At 70.3% G+C, this 19,656-nt stretch carries 15 protein-coding genes; 12 read left to right on the forward strand and 3 right to left on the reverse strand.

Annotated elements, in window-relative coordinates; all coding sequences use genetic code 11:
• Positions 1–117: 117 nt before the first annotated feature.
• The 4 genes from OHB00_RS36750 (at position 118) to OHB00_RS36765 (ending at position 7,110) form a co-directional block, all read left to right on the forward strand.
• Positions 118–1,650, forward strand: coding sequence for a diaminobutyrate--2-oxoglutarate transaminase family protein (locus OHB00_RS36750; protein WP_406441335.1), 1,533 nt, complete (start codon positions 118–120; stop codon positions 1,648–1,650).
• A gap of 375 nt (positions 1,651–2,025) precedes the next feature.
• Positions 2,026–4,056, forward strand: a complete 2,031-nt coding sequence (locus OHB00_RS36755) for an IucA/IucC family protein (protein ID WP_406441337.1) — start codon at positions 2,026–2,028, stop codon at positions 4,054–4,056.
• Between the two features lie 63 nt (positions 4,057–4,119).
• Positions 4,120–4,920, forward strand: coding sequence for a GNAT family N-acetyltransferase (locus OHB00_RS36760; protein ID WP_406441339.1), 801 nt, complete (start codon positions 4,120–4,122; stop codon positions 4,918–4,920).
• A gap of 201 nt (positions 4,921–5,121) precedes the next feature.
• Complete coding sequence (locus tag OHB00_RS36765; protein WP_406441341.1) at positions 5,122–7,110, forward strand: ATP-dependent DNA helicase; 1,989 nt, start codon at positions 5,122–5,124, stop codon at positions 7,108–7,110.
• A gap of 152 nt (positions 7,111–7,262) precedes the next feature.
• On the opposite strand, the gene lexA is transcribed toward OHB00_RS36765, so the two are convergent.
• The gene (gene lexA, locus OHB00_RS36770) at positions 7,263–8,042 is read right to left on the reverse strand and encodes a transcriptional repressor LexA (protein ID WP_181804556.1); all 780 of its coding nucleotides are present in this window, start codon (positions 8,040–8,042) and stop codon (positions 7,263–7,265) included.
• 504 nt (positions 8,043–8,546) lie between these two features.
• Between lexA and nrdR the strand changes: the two genes are divergently transcribed.
• Entirely contained in the window at positions 8,547–9,098 is a 552-nt protein-coding gene (gene nrdR, locus OHB00_RS36775) for a transcriptional regulator NrdR (RefSeq protein ID WP_406441343.1), read from the forward strand.
• Between the two features lie 165 nt (positions 9,099–9,263).
• Positions 9,264–12,158, forward strand: coding sequence for a vitamin B12-dependent ribonucleotide reductase (locus OHB00_RS36780; RefSeq protein ID WP_406441344.1), 2,895 nt, complete (start codon positions 9,264–9,266; stop codon positions 12,156–12,158).
• 82 nt (positions 12,159–12,240) lie between these two features.
• Here the strand turns inward: OHB00_RS36780 and OHB00_RS36785 are convergent, their stop codons facing one another.
• Positions 12,241–12,774, reverse strand: coding sequence for a TerD family protein (locus OHB00_RS36785; protein ID WP_406441346.1), 534 nt, complete (start codon positions 12,772–12,774; stop codon positions 12,241–12,243).
• A 150-nt stretch (positions 12,775–12,924) separates the two neighbouring features.
• Between OHB00_RS36785 and OHB00_RS36790 the strand changes: the two genes are divergently transcribed.
• From OHB00_RS36790 to OHB00_RS36800, 3 genes are all read left to right on the forward strand, one after another.
• Positions 12,925–13,530 carry a YdbC family protein gene (locus tag OHB00_RS36790; protein ID WP_406441347.1) on the forward strand — a complete coding sequence of 202 codons (606 nt, stop codon included), beginning with the start codon at positions 12,925–12,927 and terminating at the stop codon, positions 13,528–13,530.
• Positions 13,531–13,616: 86 nt separating this feature from the next.
• Positions 13,617–14,276 (forward strand): histidine phosphatase family protein, encoded by a 660-nt coding sequence (locus OHB00_RS36795; RefSeq protein WP_406441349.1) that lies wholly within the window; start codon positions 13,617–13,619, stop codon positions 14,274–14,276.
• 10 nt (positions 14,277–14,286) lie between these two features.
• The gene (locus OHB00_RS36800; protein ID WP_406441351.1) at positions 14,287–15,216 is read left to right on the forward strand and encodes an ADP-ribosylglycohydrolase family protein; all 930 of its coding nucleotides are present in this window, start codon (positions 14,287–14,289) and stop codon (positions 15,214–15,216) included.
• Between the two features lie 554 nt (positions 15,217–15,770).
• Here OHB00_RS36800 and OHB00_RS36805 read toward each other — a convergent pair.
• Entirely contained in the window at positions 15,771–17,318 is a 1,548-nt protein-coding gene (locus tag OHB00_RS36805; RefSeq protein WP_406441353.1) for an MFS transporter, read from the reverse strand.
• 187 nt (positions 17,319–17,505) lie between these two features.
• Between OHB00_RS36805 and OHB00_RS36810 the strand changes: the two genes are divergently transcribed.
• The 3 genes from OHB00_RS36810 to OHB00_RS36820 all read left to right on the forward strand — a co-directional run bounded on the left by OHB00_RS36810 (position 17,506) and on the right by OHB00_RS36820 (position 19,608).
• Positions 17,506–18,129, forward strand: coding sequence for a TetR/AcrR family transcriptional regulator (locus OHB00_RS36810; RefSeq protein WP_406441354.1), 624 nt, complete (start codon positions 17,506–17,508; stop codon positions 18,127–18,129).
• An 82-nt stretch (positions 18,130–18,211) separates the two neighbouring features.
• Entirely contained in the window at positions 18,212–18,913 is a 702-nt protein-coding gene (locus tag OHB00_RS36815) for a ribonuclease HII (RefSeq protein ID WP_406441357.1), read from the forward strand.
• A gap of 68 nt (positions 18,914–18,981) precedes the next feature.
• Positions 18,982–19,608 carry a hypothetical protein gene (locus OHB00_RS36820; protein WP_406441359.1) on the forward strand — a complete coding sequence of 209 codons (627 nt, stop codon included), beginning with the start codon at positions 18,982–18,984 and terminating at the stop codon, positions 19,606–19,608.
• Positions 19,609–19,656: the final 48 nt, after the last annotated feature.

The following is a 19,656-nucleotide window of genomic DNA, read 5'->3' on the forward strand; positions in this document are numbered from 1 at the left end:
TTGAGGCGACCCGTAACCAGCCGGCCGGTCCGGGGTTGGTAGCGGTGGGGGTCCCGCTGCCTGTGCCCGGTGCCCGCCGATCAACTCGCCTCTGGACAGCGGGGAGGACAGCGAGCCGTGGCCGTGACGGAGTCGGTGACCGGGGGGACGTCGGGGGGAGCGCGCGCGGCGCACGAGGGGATCCTCAGACGCCAGTCGGCGCGTGAGTCGCGGGCGCGTACCTACGCGCGCGCCCTGCCCATCGTGCCGGTGCGGGCCCGTGGCCTGACCATCGAGGGCGCCGACGGACGCCGCTACCTGGACTGCCTCTCCGGTGCCGGCACCCTCGCCCTCGGACACAACCACCCCGTCGTGCTGGAAGCGATCCGCAAGGTCCTCGACTCCGGCGCCCCGCTCTCCGTCCTCGACCTGGCCACCCCCGTCAAGGACGCCTTCGTCACCGAACTGTTCCGCACCCTGCCGCCCGGCCTCGCCGACCATGCCCGCGTCCAGTTCTGCGGACCCGCCGGCACGGACGCCGTCGAGGCCGCCTTCACACTCGTCCGGGCCGCGACCGGCCGTACCGGCATCCTCGCCTTCACCGGCGCCTACCACGGGATGACCACCGGTGCCCTGGCCGCCTCCGGCGGGGCCGGCGACGTCCGCGTCGCCCGGCTGCCCTACCCCCAGGACTACCGCTGCCCGTTCGGCGTCGGCGGCCCCCGCGGTGCCGAACTCGCCGCCCGCTGGACCGAGACCGTCCTCGACGACCCCAAGTCCGGCGTTCCCCTCCCCGCCGGCATGATCCTCGAACCCGTCCAGGGCGAGGGCGGGGTGATTCCCGCGCCGGACGACTGGCTCCGCCGGATGCGCCGGCTCACCGCCGACCGGTCCATCCCGCTGATCGCCGACGAGATCCAGACCGGGGTGGGCAGGACCGGCGCCTTCTGGGCCGTCGAGCACAGCGGCGTCACCCCCGACGTCATGGTCCTGTCCAAGGCCATCGGCGGCAGCCTCCCCCTCGCCGTCGTCGTCTACCGCGACGACCTCGACGTCTGGGAACCCGGCGCCCACGCCGGCACCTTCCGTGGCAACCAGCTCGCCATGGCCGCGGGCACCGCCACCCTCGCCCACGTCCGGGAGAACGCCCTCGCCGAACGAGCGGGCCTTCTCGGCACCCGCATGCTGTCCCAACTGCGCCGCCTCCAGGACGACTTCACGTGCGTGGGGGATGTGCGGGGACGGGGCCTGATGATCGGGGTGGAGCTGGTGGACCCGGAGGGGGAGAAGCTCACGGGGGCGGCGGCGCGCGCGAGCGAGGTCAAGGAGGCCACCGGCGGGGCGGAAGCCCAGGCAGCCGGTGATGAGCCGCGGGCGTGGGGCGGTGCGGCGAGCGGGTGGGTCGGTGAAGCCCTGCCCGGGCCCCGCCCCGCCTCCCCCGAACTGGCCGCGGCCGTCCAGCGCGCCTGCCTGGAGCGGGGCCTGATCGTCGAACTCGGCGGCCGCCACGCCGGTGTCGTACGCCTGCTGCCGCCGCTGACCATCACCGACGAACAGGCGGCCGCGGTACTGGACCGCCTCGCCGACGCCGTGGCGGCCGTCGCCCGCGACCCGGCCGCCCACGGCACCCGGCTCCGACGACCCGAGGAACGCAAGGAGCCGGCCGACTGACCGGCGCACCGGGAAAGCCCCAGCCGGCCGACGCACCCGACCCGAACGGGCCGCGCGAACCGCACAGAAGGTCAAGAAGGCCAGAAAGATCCAGAAGGCCCAGGCGATACAGAAGGTCAAGAAGCCCCAGAAGCCCCAGAAAACCCGGCCGGGACCTGTCCGCCGAACCGCCGGCAGCAGGCCGGCCGACCGGTGCACCTCGGACGAACCCACCGGTCGATGACCCCGGAGCCCACCGACCGCCCCATGCACCGAACCGCACATCATCCACACCCCTCTCATCAGGACATCCAGCACTCGATTCACCACCCGACCAGCCCGGTTCGCCGACGCGACGCCGGACACCGCATCGCCCGAGCCCCCGAGGAACCCTCCTTGAACGCCACCCCCATCCCCGACGACAACGGAGACCAAGGCCCACAGGGACGCCCCGTTCCGCTCGCCGAGTCGGTCCCCCCGCAGCGAGGGCACACCGCCCGGCCCGAGCGACCCCGCGACGACTCGGGAGACCTCCTCGCACACCCCGATGCGCACCTCGCCGCCCAGGCCGCCGCCGTGGAGAACCTGCTCCGCTGCTGGGTACGCGAGACGAACCTGCCCACGCCCACCACCGGCACCCTCCGCATCCCGCTGCCCGCCAGCGGTACGGCGCTGATCACCCCGGTCCACCACTGGTCCCCGACCGGCTGGCACCGCTTCGGCCCGCCCCGCCTGGCCGGCGCCCCCGACACCGCCCCACCCGTCGACGCGGTCACCCTCGCCGCCCTGCTCACCCGCGAGGCGACCGCAGGACCGGCGGCGGGCGCTGCCGACCGAGCCGAGGGCACTGCCGGCCGAGCCGAGGGCAGCACCGGCCGAGCCGAGGGCACTGCCGGCCGAGCCGAGGGCAGCACCGGCCACGCTGCCGACGGCACCCCCGGTGTGTGGGCCGCCCCTGACGGCGGCGATCTCGTGGCCCGGGTCGCCGACTCCCTGCGCCGCACGGTCACCTTCATGGCGGACCGGCGCACCCACCCCGCCGACGGCTCCGACCACTTCCTCGCCGCCGAACAGGCACTTCTCCTCGGGCACCCGCTGCACCCGACCCCGAAGAGCCGAGAAGGCCTGACCGACTCCGAAGCCCGGCGCTACTCACCGGAGCTGCGCGGCTCCTTCCCCCTGCACTGGATGGCGGTCGCCTCCTCCCTGCTAGCCACCGACTCGGCCTGGACCGAGCGAGGCCGTCCCGTCCCCGCGCCGCACCTCATGGAACGCCTGGCCGGCACGGCCCTGCCCCTGCCCGACGGCTGCGCCGCCGCCCTGCCCCTGCACCCCTGGCAGGCCCGCGAGGTGACCCTCCGCGAGGAGACCGCCGCCCTCCTCGACGCCGGACTCCTCCGCGACCTGGGCCCGCTCGGCGCCTCCTGGTGTCCCACCTCCTCCGTGCGCACCGTCCACCGCACCGGCGCCCCCGCCATGCTCAAGCTGTCGCTCGGCCTGCGCATCACCAACTCCCGCCGGGAGAACCTCCGCAAGGAACTCCACCGTGGCGTCGAGGTGCACCGCCTGCTGCGCACCGGCCTCGCCAAGCAGTGGCAGGCCGCCCACCCCGCCTTCGACATCGTCCGCGACCCCGCCTGGCTGGCTGTCGACGGCCTGGACGGCCGGCCCGTACCCGGACTCGACGTGGTGATCCGGCACAACCCCTTCGCCCCGGCCGACGACGTGGCCTGCGTCGCCGGTCTGGTCACGCCTCGGCCCCTCGACGCCCCGGCGGCGAACGGCAGCCCGCGCCCGAACCGCTCCCGGCTGGCCCGGGTGGTCTCCCGGCTCGCCGAACGCACCGGACGACCCGTCGGCGCCGTCAGCGCCGAGTGGTTCCTGCGCTACCTGGAGCAGGTCGTCCGCCCGGTGCTCTGGCTCGACAGCGAGGTCGGCATCGCCCTGGAGGCGCACCAGCAGAACACCCTGCTCCTGCTGGACGCCGACGGCTGGCCCGCCGGCGGGCGTTACCGCGACAACCAGGGCTACTACTTCCGCGAGTCCCGGCGAGCCGACCTCGACGCCCGGCTGCCCGGCATCGGCGAGCACAGCGACACCTTCGTCTCCGACGAGGTCACCGACGAACGCTTCGCCTACTACCTCGGCATCAACAACGTGCTCGGCCTGATCGGCGCGTTCGGCTCCCAGCGGCTCGCCGACGAGCGCCTCCTGCTCGCGGCGTTCCGCCGGTTCCTCACCGACGCCGCCGCGGGACCCGCCCGGCTGCGCACCTCCCTGCCAGGCCGCCTGCTCGACTCACCCGTCCTGCGCTGCAAGGCCAACCTGCTGACCCGACTGCACGGCCTCGACGAGCTCGTGGGCCCGGTCGACACCCAGTCCGTCTACGTCACCATCGCCAACCCCCTCCACTCGTCACTCTCCTGACCCCACCGACACCGTCACCGACCGAGGAACATGACCCACCTCGTCTCCTGAGAGGAGCGCACCATGCCTCCCACCGACGCGAGCGCCGACACAGGCCCCGTCCCGGTGCACCCCGGACCCTCTGGCCGCCCCGGCCGCCCCGGACCCGCCGAGGACGTCAGGGACTGCGAGGACACCCTGGACCTCCGCCTGCCCGACGAACTCCTCGCCCTGATCGCCGCGCCCGGCACCGACGAACGAGCCCCGGGACTGCCCCACGACCGGCCCGGCCCGCTCAGCCCTCCGGAGGCGCTCGACCTGCTCGACCAGGTCGGCACCTGGGGCCCCGTCGAGACCCCCGTCGGCCTCTTCCACCTGACGCCGGTCCACGTCGAACGCGACCTGCCGATCATCAGCGGCTGGATGAACGACCCCGCGGTGGCCGCGTTCTGGCAGCTGGCCGGCTCACGGGCGCAGACGGAGCACCATCTGCGTGCGCAGCTCGCCGGAGACGGACGCAGCGTGCCATGCCTGGGCATGCTCGACGGCACTCCGATGAGCTACTGGGAGGTCTATCGAGCCGACCTCGACCCGCTCGCCCGCCACTATCCGGCCCGCCCGCACGACACCGGCCTCCACCTCCTCGTCGGCGATGTGGCCGACCGGGGCCGGGGACTGGGGTCCGCCCTGCTGAGAGCCGTGGCCGATCTCGTACTCGACCACAGACCCGCCTGTGCGCGCGTCGTCGCGGAACCCGATCTTCATAACACCCCCTCCGTGGCCGCCTTTCTCAATGCGGGCTTCCGCTACGCCGCCGAGGTCGACCTGCCTGGCAAACGGGCCGCCCTCATGATCCGGGACCGGTCCCTACGTCATCTGATGTAGCGCTGAGTGATGGCGCGTACACATGTAGTACGAAGCGGCGACCGATCGAGTTCCCGGCCGTACGAAAGAATTCCGAGCGGCCCGGCCGCCGGCCGCCCTTCCCCTTTGGCCTGCCCGTCCAGGAGCCTTCGGCGTGATCCCACCCCCCGTCCCCGCCTTGATCGCCCGATTGTCAGTGCCGGGTCGTAGGGTGGTCGCGCTATGACGAAGCCCTCACTCCCTGAACTCCTGCATGCCGCTGTCTCAGCTGTCGGCGGTACGGAGCGCCCCGGCCAGGTGACCATGGCCGAATCGGTCGCCGAGGCGATCGACGACGGATCCCATCTGCTGGTCCAGGCCGGCACCGGCACCGGAAAGTCGCTCGGTTATCTGGTGCCCGCGCTCGCGCACGGAGAGCGGGTGGTCGTGGCGACGGCGACCCTCGCCCTGCAGAGACAGCTCGTCGAGCGGGATCTGCCGCGCACCGTCGACGCCCTGCACCCGCTGCTGCGCCGGCGCCCGGAGTTCGCCATGCTCAAAGGGAGGTCGAACTACCTGTGCCTGCACCGGCTGCACGAGGGCATGCCGCAGGACGAGGAGGAGGGCCTCTTCGACCAGTTCGAGGCGGCCGCGCCCACCAGCAAGCTCGGCCAGGACCTGCTGCGACTGCGCGACTGGGCCGACGAGACGGAGAACGGCGACCGCGACGACCTCACGCCGGGCGTCTCCGACAAGGCGTGGGCCCAGGTCTCGGTCTCCTCCCGGGAGTGCCTAGGCGCCACCAAGTGCGCCTATGGCGCCGAGTGCTTCGCCGAGATGGCCCGGGAGCGCGCGAAGCTCGCCGAGGTGGTCGTCACCAACCATGCCCTGCTCGCGATCGACGCCATCGAGGGCGCCCCGGTACTCCCGCAGCACGAGGTGCTGATCGTGGACGAGGCGCACGAACTGGTCTCCCGGGTCACCGGCGTCGCCACCGGTGAACTCACCCCCGGCCAGGTCAACCGTGCGGTCCGGCGCGCCGCCAAGCTGGTCGACGAGAAGGCCGCCGACCAGCTCCAGACCGCCGCCGAGGGCTTCGAGCGGCTCATGGAGCTGGCCCTGCCGGGCCGCCTGGAAGAGATCCCGGAGGACCTCGGTTATGCCCTGGCGGCACTCAGGGACGCAGCCCGCACCGTGATCTCCGCACTCGGTACGACCCGCGACAAGTCGGTCCAGGACGAGGACGCGGTCCGCAAGCAGGCGCTGGCCTCCGTGGAGACCGTGCACGACGTGGCGGAGCGGATCGTGAACGGCTCCGAGTGGGACGTCGTCTGGTACGAACGGCACGACCGCTTCGGCGCCTCCCTCCGGGTCGCTCCGATGTCCGTGTCGGGCCTGCTCAGGGAGAAGCTCTTCGCGGACCGCTCGGTCGTCCTCACCTCGGCGACCCTCAAGCTCGGCGGTGACTTCAACGGCGTCGGCGCCTCCCTGGGCCTCGCGCCGGAGGGCACCGAGGGCGACGACCTCCCGAAGTGGAAGGGGGTCGACGTCGGCTCGCCCTTCGACTACCCGAAACAGGGCATCCTCTATGTCGCCAAGCATCTGTCGCGCCCCGCACGGGACGGCGACCGCGCGGACATGCTCGACGAACTGACCGAGCTGATCCAGGCCGCCGGCGGCCGCACCCTCGGCCTCTTCTCCTCGATGCGGGCCGCCCAGCAGGCCGCGGAGGAGCTGCGGGTCCGGATTCCCGAGTTCCCGATCCTGCTGCAGGGCGAGGAGACTCTGGGCGAACTGATCAAGAACTTCGCGGCGGACCCCAGGACATGCCTCTTCGGCACGCTGTCGCTCTGGCAGGGCGTCGACGTCCCCGGCCCCAGCTGCCAGCTGGTCGTCATGGACAAGATCCCGTTCCCGCGGCCGGACGACCCGCTGATGAGCGCCCGCCAGAAGGCCGTCGAGGACGCCGGTGGCAACGGATTCATGGCGGTCGCCGCCACCCACGCCGCGCTCCTGATGGCCCAGGGCGCCGGCCGGCTCGTGCGCGCGTCCGGGGACCGCGGCGTGGTCGCCGTGCTCGACCAGCGGTTGGCCACCGCACGATACGGCGGCTACCTCAAGTCCTCACTGCCCGACTTCTGGTACACCACCGACCGTAACCAGGCCCGTAGGTCGCTGGCGGCGATCGACGCGGCGGCGCGGCAGGCGGGCGCGGAGGCGGAGCCGGAGTGATCAATGGGCCGGCCCGACCGGCGCCGGTCGGGCCGGCCCATTGATCCACGGCGGACCGTCGCCGAGGCCCGGACAGTGCAGGGCCCCGGAACCGGCGCAGAGGTCCCGGGGCCCGATCGGAGGGCGGGCGAGAGGACCGCCCGCCGCAGGCGTCACACTCGCCGCAGCACCGCGACGACCTTGCCCAGGATGGTCGCGTCGTCGCCGGGGATCGGCTCGTAGGCCGCGTTGTGAGGGAGGAGCCAGACGTGGCCGTCCTCGCGCTTGAAGCGCTTGACGGTTGCCTCGCCGTCGAGCATGGCGGCGACGATGTCACCGTTCTCGGCGACCGGCTGGCGGCGGACGGTGACCCAGTCACCGTCACAGATCGCGGCCTCGATCATGGAATCGCCGACGACCTTGAGCACGAACAGCTCGCCGTCACCGACCAGCTGCCGGGGGAGAGGGAAGACGTCCTCGACCGACTCCTCGGCGAGGATCGGCCCACCCGCGGCGATCCGGCCGACGAGCGGCACGTACGACGCGGCGGGCTTCCCGGCGGTGTCCGTGGGCTGCACGGTCACGGCCTGGTCCGAGCCGCGCACCTCGTACGCGCGCGGGCGGTGCGGGTCGCGGCGCAGGAAGCCCTTGCGCTCCAGTGCCATCAGCTGGTGCGCCACCGAGGAGGTGCTCGACAGGCCGACGGCCTGTCCGATCTCCCGCATCGACGGCGGGTAGCCCCGCCGCTGCACCGAGTCCCGGATCACCTCGATCACCCGGCGCTGCCGGTCGGTGAGGCCCGAGCTGTCCGCCCGGATGCCTGGAGGTCGGCCCGGAAGGGAACGCTTGAGTCCCTCGGGATTCACGGCTTCGTTCATGGCATGCACCGGGTCGAGTCGGCCCTGGGAGCGGTCCTGGGCGGTAATGGTGGCACTGTCTGCGGTCGTGGTCACGTCGGCCCCTCTCGATGGTCTCCCTGCTGGACAACGGTAGTTGCTTTCGAAAGGTTGCGCCAAACACACGTTCGAGTGAAAAAACGCGGTTCACCGTACGCGATCACATGTCTGGGTGTATGGCTCACGTGCTATCCGGCAGGCAAAAGGGCCCATTGCTGTACTCTTCACCGCCGGACCGATGGCCTTGTGGGTGTGCCCAGTGTGCCATCCGGACCGCCGCCGACCGGGATGTCCCTCCCCATCTGCGCCGGAGTCGCACGTGACCTCCGTGTGGCGCCCACGGTATCTCCGTATCCGCCATAGCGGTACGTGTGCGACACGCGCAACCTGGCGATGTATCAGCCAATCACCACATCTAGTGGTTGGATTGCTACAGCAGCCCACAAGTTGTGGTCCCCCGGGTCCCCGGTCTCTCTGAGATCGCCTATGCTTGGGGCTGCTTCGAGGGGCCCATGTGGCCCAGCGAGGCTATTGAGTCTGCTGTGAGGAGGGTTGGAGATCATGCACTGCCCCTTCTGCAGGCACCCCGACAGCCGCGTGGTCGACAGTCGGACGACCGACGACGGCACGTCGATCCGCAGGCGCCGCCAGTGTCCGGACTGCTCCCGTCGTTTCACGACCGTGGAGACGTGCTCGCTCATGGTGGTGAAGCGGTCCGGAGTCACCGAGCCGTTCAGTCGTACCAAGGTCATCAACGGTGTGCGCAAGGCATGCCAGGGGCGGCCTGTCACCGAGGACGCGCTCGCCCAGCTCGGCCAGCGGGTCGAGGAGGCGGTGCGGGCCACCGGAAGCGCCGAGCTGACCACCCACGACGTGGGACTGGCCATACTCGGCCCGTTGCAGGAGCTCGACCTGGTCGCCTACCTGCGATTCGCCTCCGTCTACCGGGCGTTCGACTCGCTTGAGGACTTCGAGGCCGCGATCGCGGAGCTCAGGCAGGCCGCGCAGGACCCCGCCGCGGACGACGAAGACGCGGCAGCGGGGGGCCAGGAGGACGAGCACGGGCCAGGCGGGGCCGCACCGGCGCCCGCACCCGTTCACATCGCCGGCTGACGGGCGGACCGGAACCGGGCGGAGGGCCCGGCTCCGGATGGTCGGACGGTGATCCAGGACTTGTCGCGGGCGACGGCCGAAGGCGCCCGCGACGCGAAAACAGAACAGTGTGTCACGGGAACATCGTGGCATTTCAGGGCGTTTTAGCCCGTACAGGGAGGCGGCATGACAGAGACGGCGAGCGGTCCGGCACGGAGTTCCCGCGCGAAGGCCACCAAGGCCGGCAAGGGACTGCGTATCGAGCGCGTCCACACCACCCCCGGCGTGCATCCGTACGACGAGGTGAGCTGGGAGCGCCGTGACGTCGTCATGACCAACTGGCGCGACGGCTCGGTCAACTTCGAGCAGCGTGGCGTCGAGTTCCCCGACTTCTGGTCGGTGAACGCGGTCAACATCGTCACCAGCAAGTACTTCCGCGGTGCCGTGGGCACCCCGCAGCGCGAGACCAGCCTCAGGCAGCTGATCGACCGCATCGTGAAGACGTACCGGAAGGCCGGTGAGGACCACAAGTACTTCGCCTCGCCCGCCGACGCCGAGATCTTCGAGCACGAGCTGGCGTACGCCCTCCTGCACCAGATCTTCAGCTTCAACAGCCCCGTGTGGTTCAACGTGGGCACCCCGCAGCCCCAGCAGGTCTCCGCCTGCTTCATCCTGTCCGTCGACGACTCCATGGAGTCGATCCTCGACTGGTACAAGGAAGAGGGCATGATCTTCAAGGGCGGCTCCGGCGCCGGTCTGAACCTCTCCCGGATCCGCTCCTCCAAGGAACTGCTCTCCTCCGGCGGCAACGCCTCCGGCCCGGTCTCCTTCATGCGCGGCGCCGACGCCTCCGCCGGCACCATCAAGTCGGGCGGTGCCACCCGCCGCGCCGCCAAGATGGTCATCCTCGACGTAGACCACCCCGACATCGAGGACTTCATCGAGACCAAGGTCAAGGAAGAGGAGAAGATCCGCGCCCTCCGTGACGCGGGCTTCGACATGGACCTGGGCGGCGAGGACATCACCTCCGTCCAGTACCAGAACGCCAACAACTCGGTCCGCGTGAACGACGAGTTCATGAAGTCGGTCGAGCAGGGTGGCCGGTTCGGTCTGCGCGCCCGGATGACCGGCGAGGTCATCGAAGAGGTCGAGGCCAAGAGCCTGTTCCGCAAGATGGCGGAGGCCGCCTGGGCCTGTGCCGACCCGGGCATCCAGTACGACGACACCATCAACCACTGGCACACCTGCCCGGAGTCCGGCCGGATCAACGGCTCGAACCCCTGCAGCGAGTACATGCACCTGGACAACACGTCCTGCAACCTCGCCTCGCTGAACCTGATGAAGTTCCTGAAGGACGACGGCAAGGGCAGCCAGTCCTTCGAGGTCGACCGTTTCACCAAGGTCGTCGAGCTGGTCATCACCGCGATGGACATCTCCATCTGCTTCGCGGACTTCCCGACCCAGAAGATCGGCGAGAACACCCGCGCCTTCCGCCAGCTCGGCATCGGCTACGCCAACCTCGGCGCCCTGCTGATGGCGACCGGCCACGCCTACGACTCCGACGGCGGCCGCGCCCTCGCCGGTGCCATCACCTCCCTGATGACCGGCACAGCCTACAAGCGCTCCGCCGAGCTCGCCGCGGTCGTCGGCCCGTACGACGGCTACGCCCGCAACGCCGACGCCCACAACCGCGTCATGCAGCAGCACGCCGACGCCAACACCGTGGCCGTCCGCATGGACGACCTGGACACCCCGGTCTGGGCCGCCGCCACGGAGGCCTGGCAGGACGTGGTGCGCCTCGGTGAGAAGAACGGTTTCCGTAACTCCCAGGCGTCCGTCCTCGCCCCCACCGGCACCATCGGTCTCGCGATGTCCTGCGACACCACCGGCGTCGAGCCCGACCTGGCGCTGGTCAAGTTCAAGAAGCTGGTCGGCGGCGGCTCGATGCAGATCGTCAACGGCACGGTCCCGCAGGCCCTGCGCCGCCTGGGCTACCAGGAGGAGCAGATCGAGGCGATCGTCGCCCACATCGCCGACAACGGCAATGTGATCGACGCTCCCGGCCTCAAGCACGAGCACTACGAGGTCTTCGACTGCGCCATGGGCGAGCGCGCCATCTCCCCGATGGGGCACGTCCGCATGATGGCCGCGATCCAGCCCTGGATCTCCGGCGCCATCTCCAAGACGGTCAACATGCCGGAGACGGCGACCGTCGAGGAGGTCGAGGAGATCTACTTCGAGGCCTGGAAGCTCGGCGTCAAGGCGCTCGCGATCTACCGCGACAACTGCAAGGTCGGCCAGCCCCTCTCCGCCAAGACCAAGGAGAAGGAGAAGGAGGAGATCGCCGGGAAGACCGAGGCGACCATCCGCGAGACGGTCGAGAAGGTCATCGAGTACCGCCCGGTCCGCAAGCGCCTCCCGAAGGGTCGTCCCGGCATCACCACGTCCTTCACCGTCGGCGGTGCCGAGGGCTACATGACGGCCAACTCCTACCCGGACGACGGCCTCGGCGAGGTCTTCCTGAAGATGTCCAAGCAGGGCTCGACCCTCGCGGGCATGATGGACGCGTTCTCCATCGCGGTCTCCGTCGGCCTCCAGTACGGCGTGCCGCTGGAGACGTACGTCTCGAAGTTCACCAACATGCGCTTCGAGCCGGCCGGCATGACGGACGACCCGGACGTGCGGATGGCGCAGTCGATCGTCGACTACATCTTCCGCCGCCTGGCGCTGGACTTCCTGCCGTTCGAGACGCGCTCAGCGCTCGGCATCCACTCCGCCGAGGAGCGTCAGCGCCACCTGGAGACCGGTTCGTACGAGCCGTCCCTCGACGATGACGAGGTCGACGTCGAGGGCCTGGCCCAGTCCGCGCCGCGTGCCCAGGAGCTGAAGGCCGTCGCCGCTCCCAAGGCCGAGGTGGTCAAGCCCGCCCCGAAGCAGGCGCACACCAGCGCCGAGCTGGTGGAGATGCAGCTGGGCATCCAGGCCGACGCCCCGCTCTGCTTCTCCTGCGGTACGAAGATGCAGCGGGCCGGCTCCTGCTACATCTGCGAGGGCTGCGGCTCGACCAGCGGCTGCAGCTGACGAGTCGATGTGAGTGAAGTAAGGGGCGCCGGCCATGGCCGGCGCCCCTTACCGTTTGCCTGTTCCGGGCGGTCCTACGCCGTCAGGGGCGGCCGAGCCCGCCCATCTCCCGGGTGAAGACCACCGGGTCGTCCTCGAAGCCGTGCAGCCCGGGCCGGAAGCTCCAGTCGCCGGACCCGTCGCGCACGAACTCCGCGACGGTGGCCGCCGTCGCCCCGAGGACGGAACCGAAGTCGTCCTCAGCCAGTACGTTGTAGCCCTCCCGGACCCGGACGGCCGGGTTCAGGACATTCACGAACGTCCGGTGCGTGGGCCGCTGCTGGATGACCACTCCGACGACCACGCGCGCGTACCGGCTGTCGAGCCGCTCCAGTTCGAGCGTCATCACCTCGTCCCAGCCGAAGCCCTTGCCGTCCTGGCTGTCCCGGTTGAGAAAAATCGTGCCGTCGGGTGAACGGCTGTCGAAGTGCACGAGATAGGCCGGAGTCCCGTACGGGTCAGCCGTCGTGAACGTCCCGGCGAGGACGTCGAGATCGGTGGGCGGCTGCCCGGAAGGGCTCGGATCCCACTTCACCGCGACCTCGACCTTGCGGATCGCCTTGCTGAAACCGCTCACCACGCGTCCCCTTCCCCCTAGAGGTCACTGCCCCAACTGATGGTTTGCCAAGGCTGTTTGTCCATCGTGCCACGCGCGCGGGGGCGCATGCGCGGGTGATCTCCGCCAGAGCGTGACCGACGCCACGCCCCATGGCCTTACGATGGCGCGGTGCTGGTCAAGTGGATTCGCTGCACCGTGGTTGACCGCCGGGGCTTCGAGCGGGGGCAGCGGAAATGGGCGGGGCTTCTGGGGGAGCCGGGATTTCGGGGACAGGGCGGGGGCTGGAGTCGGCAGCGTCCGGGAGTGGCGCACATCTTCGCCTTCTGGGAGAGCCGTGCCTTCTACGACTCCTTCATGGCGCGCTCGCACGACCGCCTGGCCGCGTCCCAGTCCGGCACGTACAAGGACCAGCAGGTCAAGCTGTTCGAGTACCGGTTCGACGTGAAGACCGGCTTCGAACCGCGGTTCACGGACAGCGACCTGGTCCGGGTGGCCCTCTGCCGGGTGCACGAGGAGCGCGTCGAGCACTTCACGCTGATGCAGGAGAAGGTCTGGAACCCGGCGATGGCCGGCTCACCCGGCATGATCCGTGGGATGTTCGCGGAGGCTCCGGAGCACGAGTTCATGATTCTTTCGATGTGGCGGTCGGCCGCCGAGCACGGCAAGTACCGCACCGAACGGGTGGAGCGGCTGGCCTTGCGCGCCCAGACGGAAGCCGACATCGCGGCCCTCACGGGTGACATCGTGGAGCTCGAACCGAGTTGGATCGTTTGAAAATCAAACCCTCGTTTGGTGTGACCTGCGCTGTATGGAGCCCATCCGGGTGCTCGACTTCCCGTCACTCGATCTAGGGTTTTGGCATGGCACGACCACGGCGCATCGTCCTTGTCCGGCACGGCGAGTCAACCGGCAATGTCGACGACTCCGTGTATGAGCGGGAACCCGACCACGCGCTGGCCCTGACCGAGCGGGGCTGGCGACAGGCGGAAGAGACCGGAAAGCGCATCCGGGAGATCTTCGGCCAGGAGCGCGTCAGCGTGTACGTCTCCCCCTACCGCCGTACGCACGAGACCCTCCGCGCCTTCCACCTGGACCCGGATCTCATACGCGTGCGCGAGGAACCCCGGCTGCGCGAGCAGGACTGGGGAAACTGGCAGGACCGCGACGACGTGCGGCTGCAGAAGGCGTACCGGGACGCGTACGGGCACTTCTTCTTCCGCTTCCCGCAGGGGGAGTCCGGGGCCGACGTGTACGACCGCGTCGGTGGCTTCCTGGAGAGCCTGTTCCGCAGCTTCGAGGCGCCGGACCACCCGCCCAACGTGCTTCTGGTGACCCATGGCCTGGCGATGCGGCTGTTCTGCATGCGCTGGTTCCACTGGACGGTCGCGGAGTTCGAGTCGCTCTCCAACCCCGGGAACGCCGAGATGCGGATGCTCGTTCTCGGGGACGACGGCAAGTACACGCTCAACCAGCCCTTCGACCGCTGGCGGGACCCGGAGCACTACTGGATGGGCGGTTAGGCTGGCCGCGATGACCTCCTCCACTGATTCCCCGACCCCCGGGCGCCTGGAGCGCGCCCTTTCCAGCCTGCGCGGACTCGCCGTCGGCGACGCGCTGGGCTCGCAGTTCTTCGTGCCGGAGAACTACCCGCTGCTGAAGCGACGAGAGCTGCCTCCGGCCCCCTGGCAGTGGACCGACGACACCGAGATGGCCTGCTCCGTCGTCGCCGTCCTGGCCGCCCACCACCGCGTAGACCAGGACGCGCTGGCCCACTCCTTCGCCGCCCACCACGACTTCGACCGGGGCTACGGCCCCGCTGTCAACCGCCTGCTGCGCCTGGTCCGGGAGGGCGGCGACTGGCGCGAGCTCGCCGCCGGGCTCTTCAACGGACAGGGATCCTGGGGCAACGGTGCGGCGATGCGGATCGCACCCCTGGGTGCCTGGTACGCGGATGATCCGGAGCAGGCCACCCATCAGGCCGAGATCTCGGCCTACCCCACCCACCAGCACCGGGAGGCCGTGGTCGGCGCCATGGCCGTGGCGGCCGCAGCGGCGCTGGCAGCCGCGCCCGGCGGTCCGCCGAGCCCCCAGGCACTCCTGGACGGGGTCGTCGCCCTGGTCCCCAGGAGCGCGGTCGGCCAGGGCCTGCGGCGCGCCCGCGACATGCTCGACTACGACGACGCGGGCACCGTCGCGGCCGTCCTGGGCTGCGGACGGCGTACGACCGCCCATGACACCGTCCCTTTCGCCCTCTGGTCGGCGGCACGCGCCCTCGGTGACTACGAGACGGCGTTCTGGGCGACCGCACAGGTGGGCGGCGATGTGGACACCACCTGCGCCATCGTGGGCGGCGTGCTCGCGGGCGGCACGGCGGGAGGACCGCCGGCCCCATGGGCGGAGCGGACGGAGGCGTTGCCGGAATGGGTGCCGGCCGGGACGGGGATCGGCCTCGGCGGGTGAACGGCTGACGCCGGGCACGGACCGTCTGCGACGACGCCGCCGTTCGGCGCCCCTTCACATCCGGCTCGTGCGGAACCTCGCGAGACCGCGCCGCCCCCGATGCCTCGGGGGCGGCGGAGGGGATCGGAGGCACCGGGGGCGTGCGACGAGGCCTGCGCCGACGTCTCGTGGCGGGCGCGGTTTCCGGGAACCCTCGAAGCGTGCCGTGCCCAGGCCGCGTCGGTCCGTGCCCGGTCCAGGCCCCGGTATCTCCGGTCCATGGTGAACCCTGGGGTCCACATAGGAGACTCTCCGTGCCCGGCGGGAACTCTACGTGACCGTCAGGCGTTTTCCCGGCAGCCCGTCCCACTCGGCGCAAGCGCCAGGAGGCGGCGGGAGGCGTCGTCGCGGGGGAGGTGCGGGTCGTGGGGGTGGGGTCGGCTCTTCTGGCGCTGTGCGCCGTGTCGGCGATCGTGGCGCCGACGGACGCGATGCGGATGGCCGGGCCTCTGCCTCTGCCGTCTGTCCCCTGGCGGAGGTCCGGCCATCCGCGGCTCTGCGCGGATTCGCTCGGGTCAGCCCACCCCCGGGCCGGCCGTTCCTGCGAGGGCTTCGAGGTCGCTCTTGCGGACCTTGATCACCAGCACTGCGGTGAGCAGGCCGAGCCCGGCCATGACGGCGGCAGGGACGAACGCGGTCGAGATGCCGTGTGCGAGCACCTCGTGTCCCCAAGGCGCGGGCAGCTGACGGGTCTTGGCGAACTCCGCCTTCTGTTCCGGCGAACCGTCGGCAAGGAACTTCGGCAGCTGCTTCTTCGCCTCGTCCTTGCTGGCCGAGCCGAACACCGTGGTCAGGATGGACAGGCCAAGCGAACCGCCCACCTGCTGCATGGCGTTGAGCAGTCCGGAAGCTGCTCCTGCTTCATGCTGGGCGACACCGGAGACCGCGGTGACGGTCGCCGTCACGAAGTTCAGGCCCATGCCGAACCCGAAGACCAGCATGGGTCCGAGCACTCCGCCGACGTAGGAGCTGTCGGGCTTGATGAACGACTGCCAGGTCAGTCCGACGACCACGAGCGCCGAACCGGTCATCATGAACGGCTTCGGGCCCAGGACGGGCAGGAACCGCTGCGAGAGCCCGGCGCCGACGGCGATGGCCACCGTCACGGGCAGGAAGGCCAGACCGGCCCTGATCGGGCTGTAGCCCAGCACGTTCTGCACGAACAGCACGATGTAGAAGAACATGCCGAACATCGCGGCGGCCAGGCTGAGCATGATCACGTAGGTGCCGGAGCGGTTCCGATCGGCGAACATCCTCAGCGGGGTGATGGGCTCCTTCGCCCGGGTCTCGATGAGGACGAAGCCCAGCAGCAGCACCACCGCGGCGGCGAACGACCCGAGCGTCAGGCCGTCCCGCCAGCCGTCCTCCGAGGCCCGGATGAAGCCGTACACCAGGGAAGCCATGCCCAGGGTGGAGGCCAGTGCACCCGCGATGTCGAACCGGCCGGGATGCCGCTCGGACTCGTTGATGTACTGCGGGGTGAGGGCGACGATCAGCAGTCCGATCGGTACGTTGACGAAGAGCACCCAGCGCCAGTCGAGCCAGTCGGTGAGCATGCCGCCGGCCAGCAGACCGATGGCCCCACCACCCGCGGAGACGGCCGCGAACACGCCGAACGCCCGGTTCCGCTCAGGACCTTCGGGGAACGTCGTGGTGATCAGCGCCAGCGAGGTCGGCGACGCGATCGCGCCCCCCATGCCCTGGAGGGCGCGGGCGGCGAGCAGCTGCCAGGGTTCCTGGGCGAGACCGCCGAGGAGCGAGGCGAAGGTGAACAGGAGGATGCCGGTCATGAACACCCGGCGCCTGCCGAGGATGTCACCGGCCCTCGCGCCGAGGAGCAGCAGGCCACCGAAGGTGAGGGTGTAGGCGCTGACCACCCATGTGAGATCCGTGGTGCTGAACTTGAGCGCGTCTTGAATGTGCGGGAGCGCGATGTTCACAATCGTCGCATCGAGTACCACCATGAGCTGGCAGGCGGCAATCACGGTGAGCGCGATGCCGGGGCGTCCCTGTCGACGGGCCGCACCCGGTTTCTGGTCCGGTATCAGTTGAGAGGTTGTCACTATGGATCCCCCACGAAGGTGTTAGTGAACGCCAGCGTTCACTGCCCCGCCAACGGTAGTGAGTCCCCGCTAGAGAACGCAAGCGTTCACTTAACTGCGCGTCGTGTGCCGCGTCCCCCTTTGCCGTCGCGCGCCGCGTTCCCCGCTCCGGAATTCCCGCCTCCCTTTGCTCGCTGGAGAAACTCAGATGGTTACCTCGCGCTGGACTGCCGCTCCCGCTCGGGCGGCCTCCCCTCGTCGGCGCGGTGCGGTCCTCGAACGCGCGATCCTGGACGCCGCCTTGGACCAGCTCAGCACCGTCGGCTGGAACGGCCTCACCATGGAAGGTGTCGCCGCCGGCGCCCAGACCGGGAAGGCGGCGGTCTATCGCCGCTGGCCCTCCAAGGAGGAGCTGGTCGCCGACGCGCTGCAGGCGGGTCTGCCGCGTCTGGAGGAGGCCCCCGACCGTGGAAGTGTGCGCGAAGACCTGCTGGCCCTGTGCCGGCAGGCTCGGGACGCGATGTTCTCGCGCCCTGGCTTCGCGCTGCGGTCGGTGATTCACGAATGCGATCCCCTGCAGGTCGAGCGGTTCCATGGCGTGATCTTCGACGGGGTCGTGGGGCCGACGATCCGGCTGATCGGTGACATCGTCACCCGTGGTATCGAGCGGGGGGAGGTGCGCGCCGACGCGGCCAACGGCTATGTCATCGACGCCATTCCGGCGATGATGATGTACCGCAACAAGATTTCTGGAAGCGAATGGAGCGACCAGGAGATCGAAGAGATGATCGACCGGTTCATGCTTCCGCTGCTGCTGTCGCGCGGGGCGTGAGCGGCGGCTCAGGCGGTCTTCGGCGCAGTCCGGGAAGCCGGGGTGTCGCTCGGGGATCGGTGCGGCGTACCCTAAGGGCGCCATGCCGTACGAACCACCTACTCACACCGTCGAGCGCTCCCTTCGCGCCACGACCGGAGCCAAGGTCATTGCCGGTGTCGACGAGGTGGGGCGCGGTGCCTGGGCCGGTCCCGTCACCGTCTGCGCCGCGGTCACCGGTCTTCGCCGACCGCCCGAGGGCCTCACCGACTCCAAGCTGCTGACCATCAAGCGGCGCACGGAACTCGCCGGAACGCTGCGAGGGTGGGTCACTGCCTATGCCCTGGGGCACGCCTCGCCGGAGGAGATCGACGACCTCGGGATGACGGCCGCGCTGCGGCTGGCGGCGGTCCGTGCCCTGGAGACCCTTCCGGTCCGTCCCGACGCGGTCATCCTCGACGGCAAGCACAACTACCTCGGTGCCCCGTGGCAGGTGCGCACGGTCATCAAGGGTGACCGATCGTGTGTCGCCGTGGCCGCGGCCTCGGTGATCGCCAAAGTTCAGCGCGACAAAATGATGGCCGAACTGGGTATCGACCATGCAGACTTCGGATTTGCGGACAACGCCGGGTACCCGTCGCCCGTGCACAAGGCCGCACTGGAGGAGCGGGGCCCCACCCCGTACCACCGGTTGTCGTGGGCGTATCTTGATGCGCTGCCCCAGTGGCGGCACCTCAAGAAGGTCCGCAGCTGGGCGGAGGGAAGCGTTCCGGAGATCGAGGGTCAGCTCGGCTTCGATTTTTGACGTTCCAGTCGCACTGTTGTGCCACCCGGTTCACGTGACCTGTACCAACGTTTGATAAATATCAGCTCATGCCTCTCATTCCCGAGGAGCCTCAGATTCACGAGAGTGCCCAGGGTCCCCGCGCCACTCCGGCCAGTGGCCGTACCGCGCCGACCCCTCGTCCCGTTCCCGGCCCCCGCCCCGCGGCTCCGTCGCGTCCCGGTCGTCCCGGCCCTCTGCGGCCCACGGCGCCGGTACAGCGCACGCCGCGTGACGTGGCCAAGCCAGGCCAGTCCGGTCCGGCCGTCCCCGCCGCGGCAGCGGCGGCCCCGCAGATCCAGCTGATCCCGGCCTCGGTCGAGAGCGCTCTCGACGCGGCCGAAGAAGCAGTGGACCTGCTCCTCGAATCGGGTCGTGCCCCCGGCGACGTGCTGGTGATCACCACCGGCGCGCAGCACCCGTGGGCCGATCACGAGCTGTCCTTCGGCGAAGCCTCCTACTGGGCCCAGCACGACGCGGGCGACGACGTCTTCTACGCGGACTCCGCCGTCGCTTCCCGTGCCGCGACCCGCTCCGTGGTCGTCGTCGCCGTCAACGGCGGCCCCGACACCGTCGCCGCCACCGCCCTGCCGCTGGCTCTCTCCCGGGCGGGCGCCCTGCTGATCGTCTGCGGCGACCCGCAGCGCATCAACTCGGTGCTCGGCGCGGGCGTCTGAGCTGTCTCCGGCGCCTCTGGACTCCGGAAGTACCGAAGGAGCCGCGGC

Origin of the sequence: Streptomyces sp. NBC_00631 (genome assembly GCF_045206895.1) — a bacterium.
GTDB lineage: Bacteria > Actinomycetota > Actinomycetes > Streptomycetales > Streptomycetaceae > Streptomyces.

Coding starts and splice junctions, on each gene's coding strand:
- OHB00_RS36760 (WP_406441339.1), top strand. CDS start 4,120: ATGCCTCCCACCGACGCGAGCGCCGACACAGGCCCCGTCCCGGTGCAC.
- OHB00_RS36765 (WP_406441341.1), top strand. CDS start 5,122: ATGACGAAGCCCTCACTCCCTGAACTCCTGCATGCCGCTGTCTCAGCT.
- nrdR (WP_406441343.1), top strand. CDS start 8,547: ATGCACTGCCCCTTCTGCAGGCACCCCGACAGCCGCGTGGTCGACAGT.
- OHB00_RS36780 (WP_406441344.1), top strand. CDS start 9,264: ATGACAGAGACGGCGAGCGGTCCGGCACGGAGTTCCCGCGCGAAGGCC.
- OHB00_RS36795 (WP_406441349.1), top strand. CDS start 13,617: ATGGCACGACCACGGCGCATCGTCCTTGTCCGGCACGGCGAGTCAACC.
- OHB00_RS36800 (WP_406441351.1), top strand. CDS start 14,287: ATGACCTCCTCCACTGATTCCCCGACCCCCGGGCGCCTGGAGCGCGCC.
- OHB00_RS36810 (WP_406441354.1), top strand. CDS start 17,506: ATGGTTACCTCGCGCTGGACTGCCGCTCCCGCTCGGGCGGCCTCCCCT.
- OHB00_RS36815 (WP_406441357.1), top strand. CDS start 18,212: ATGCCGTACGAACCACCTACTCACACCGTCGAGCGCTCCCTTCGCGCC.
- OHB00_RS36820 (WP_406441359.1), top strand. CDS start 18,982: ATGCCTCTCATTCCCGAGGAGCCTCAGATTCACGAGAGTGCCCAGGGT.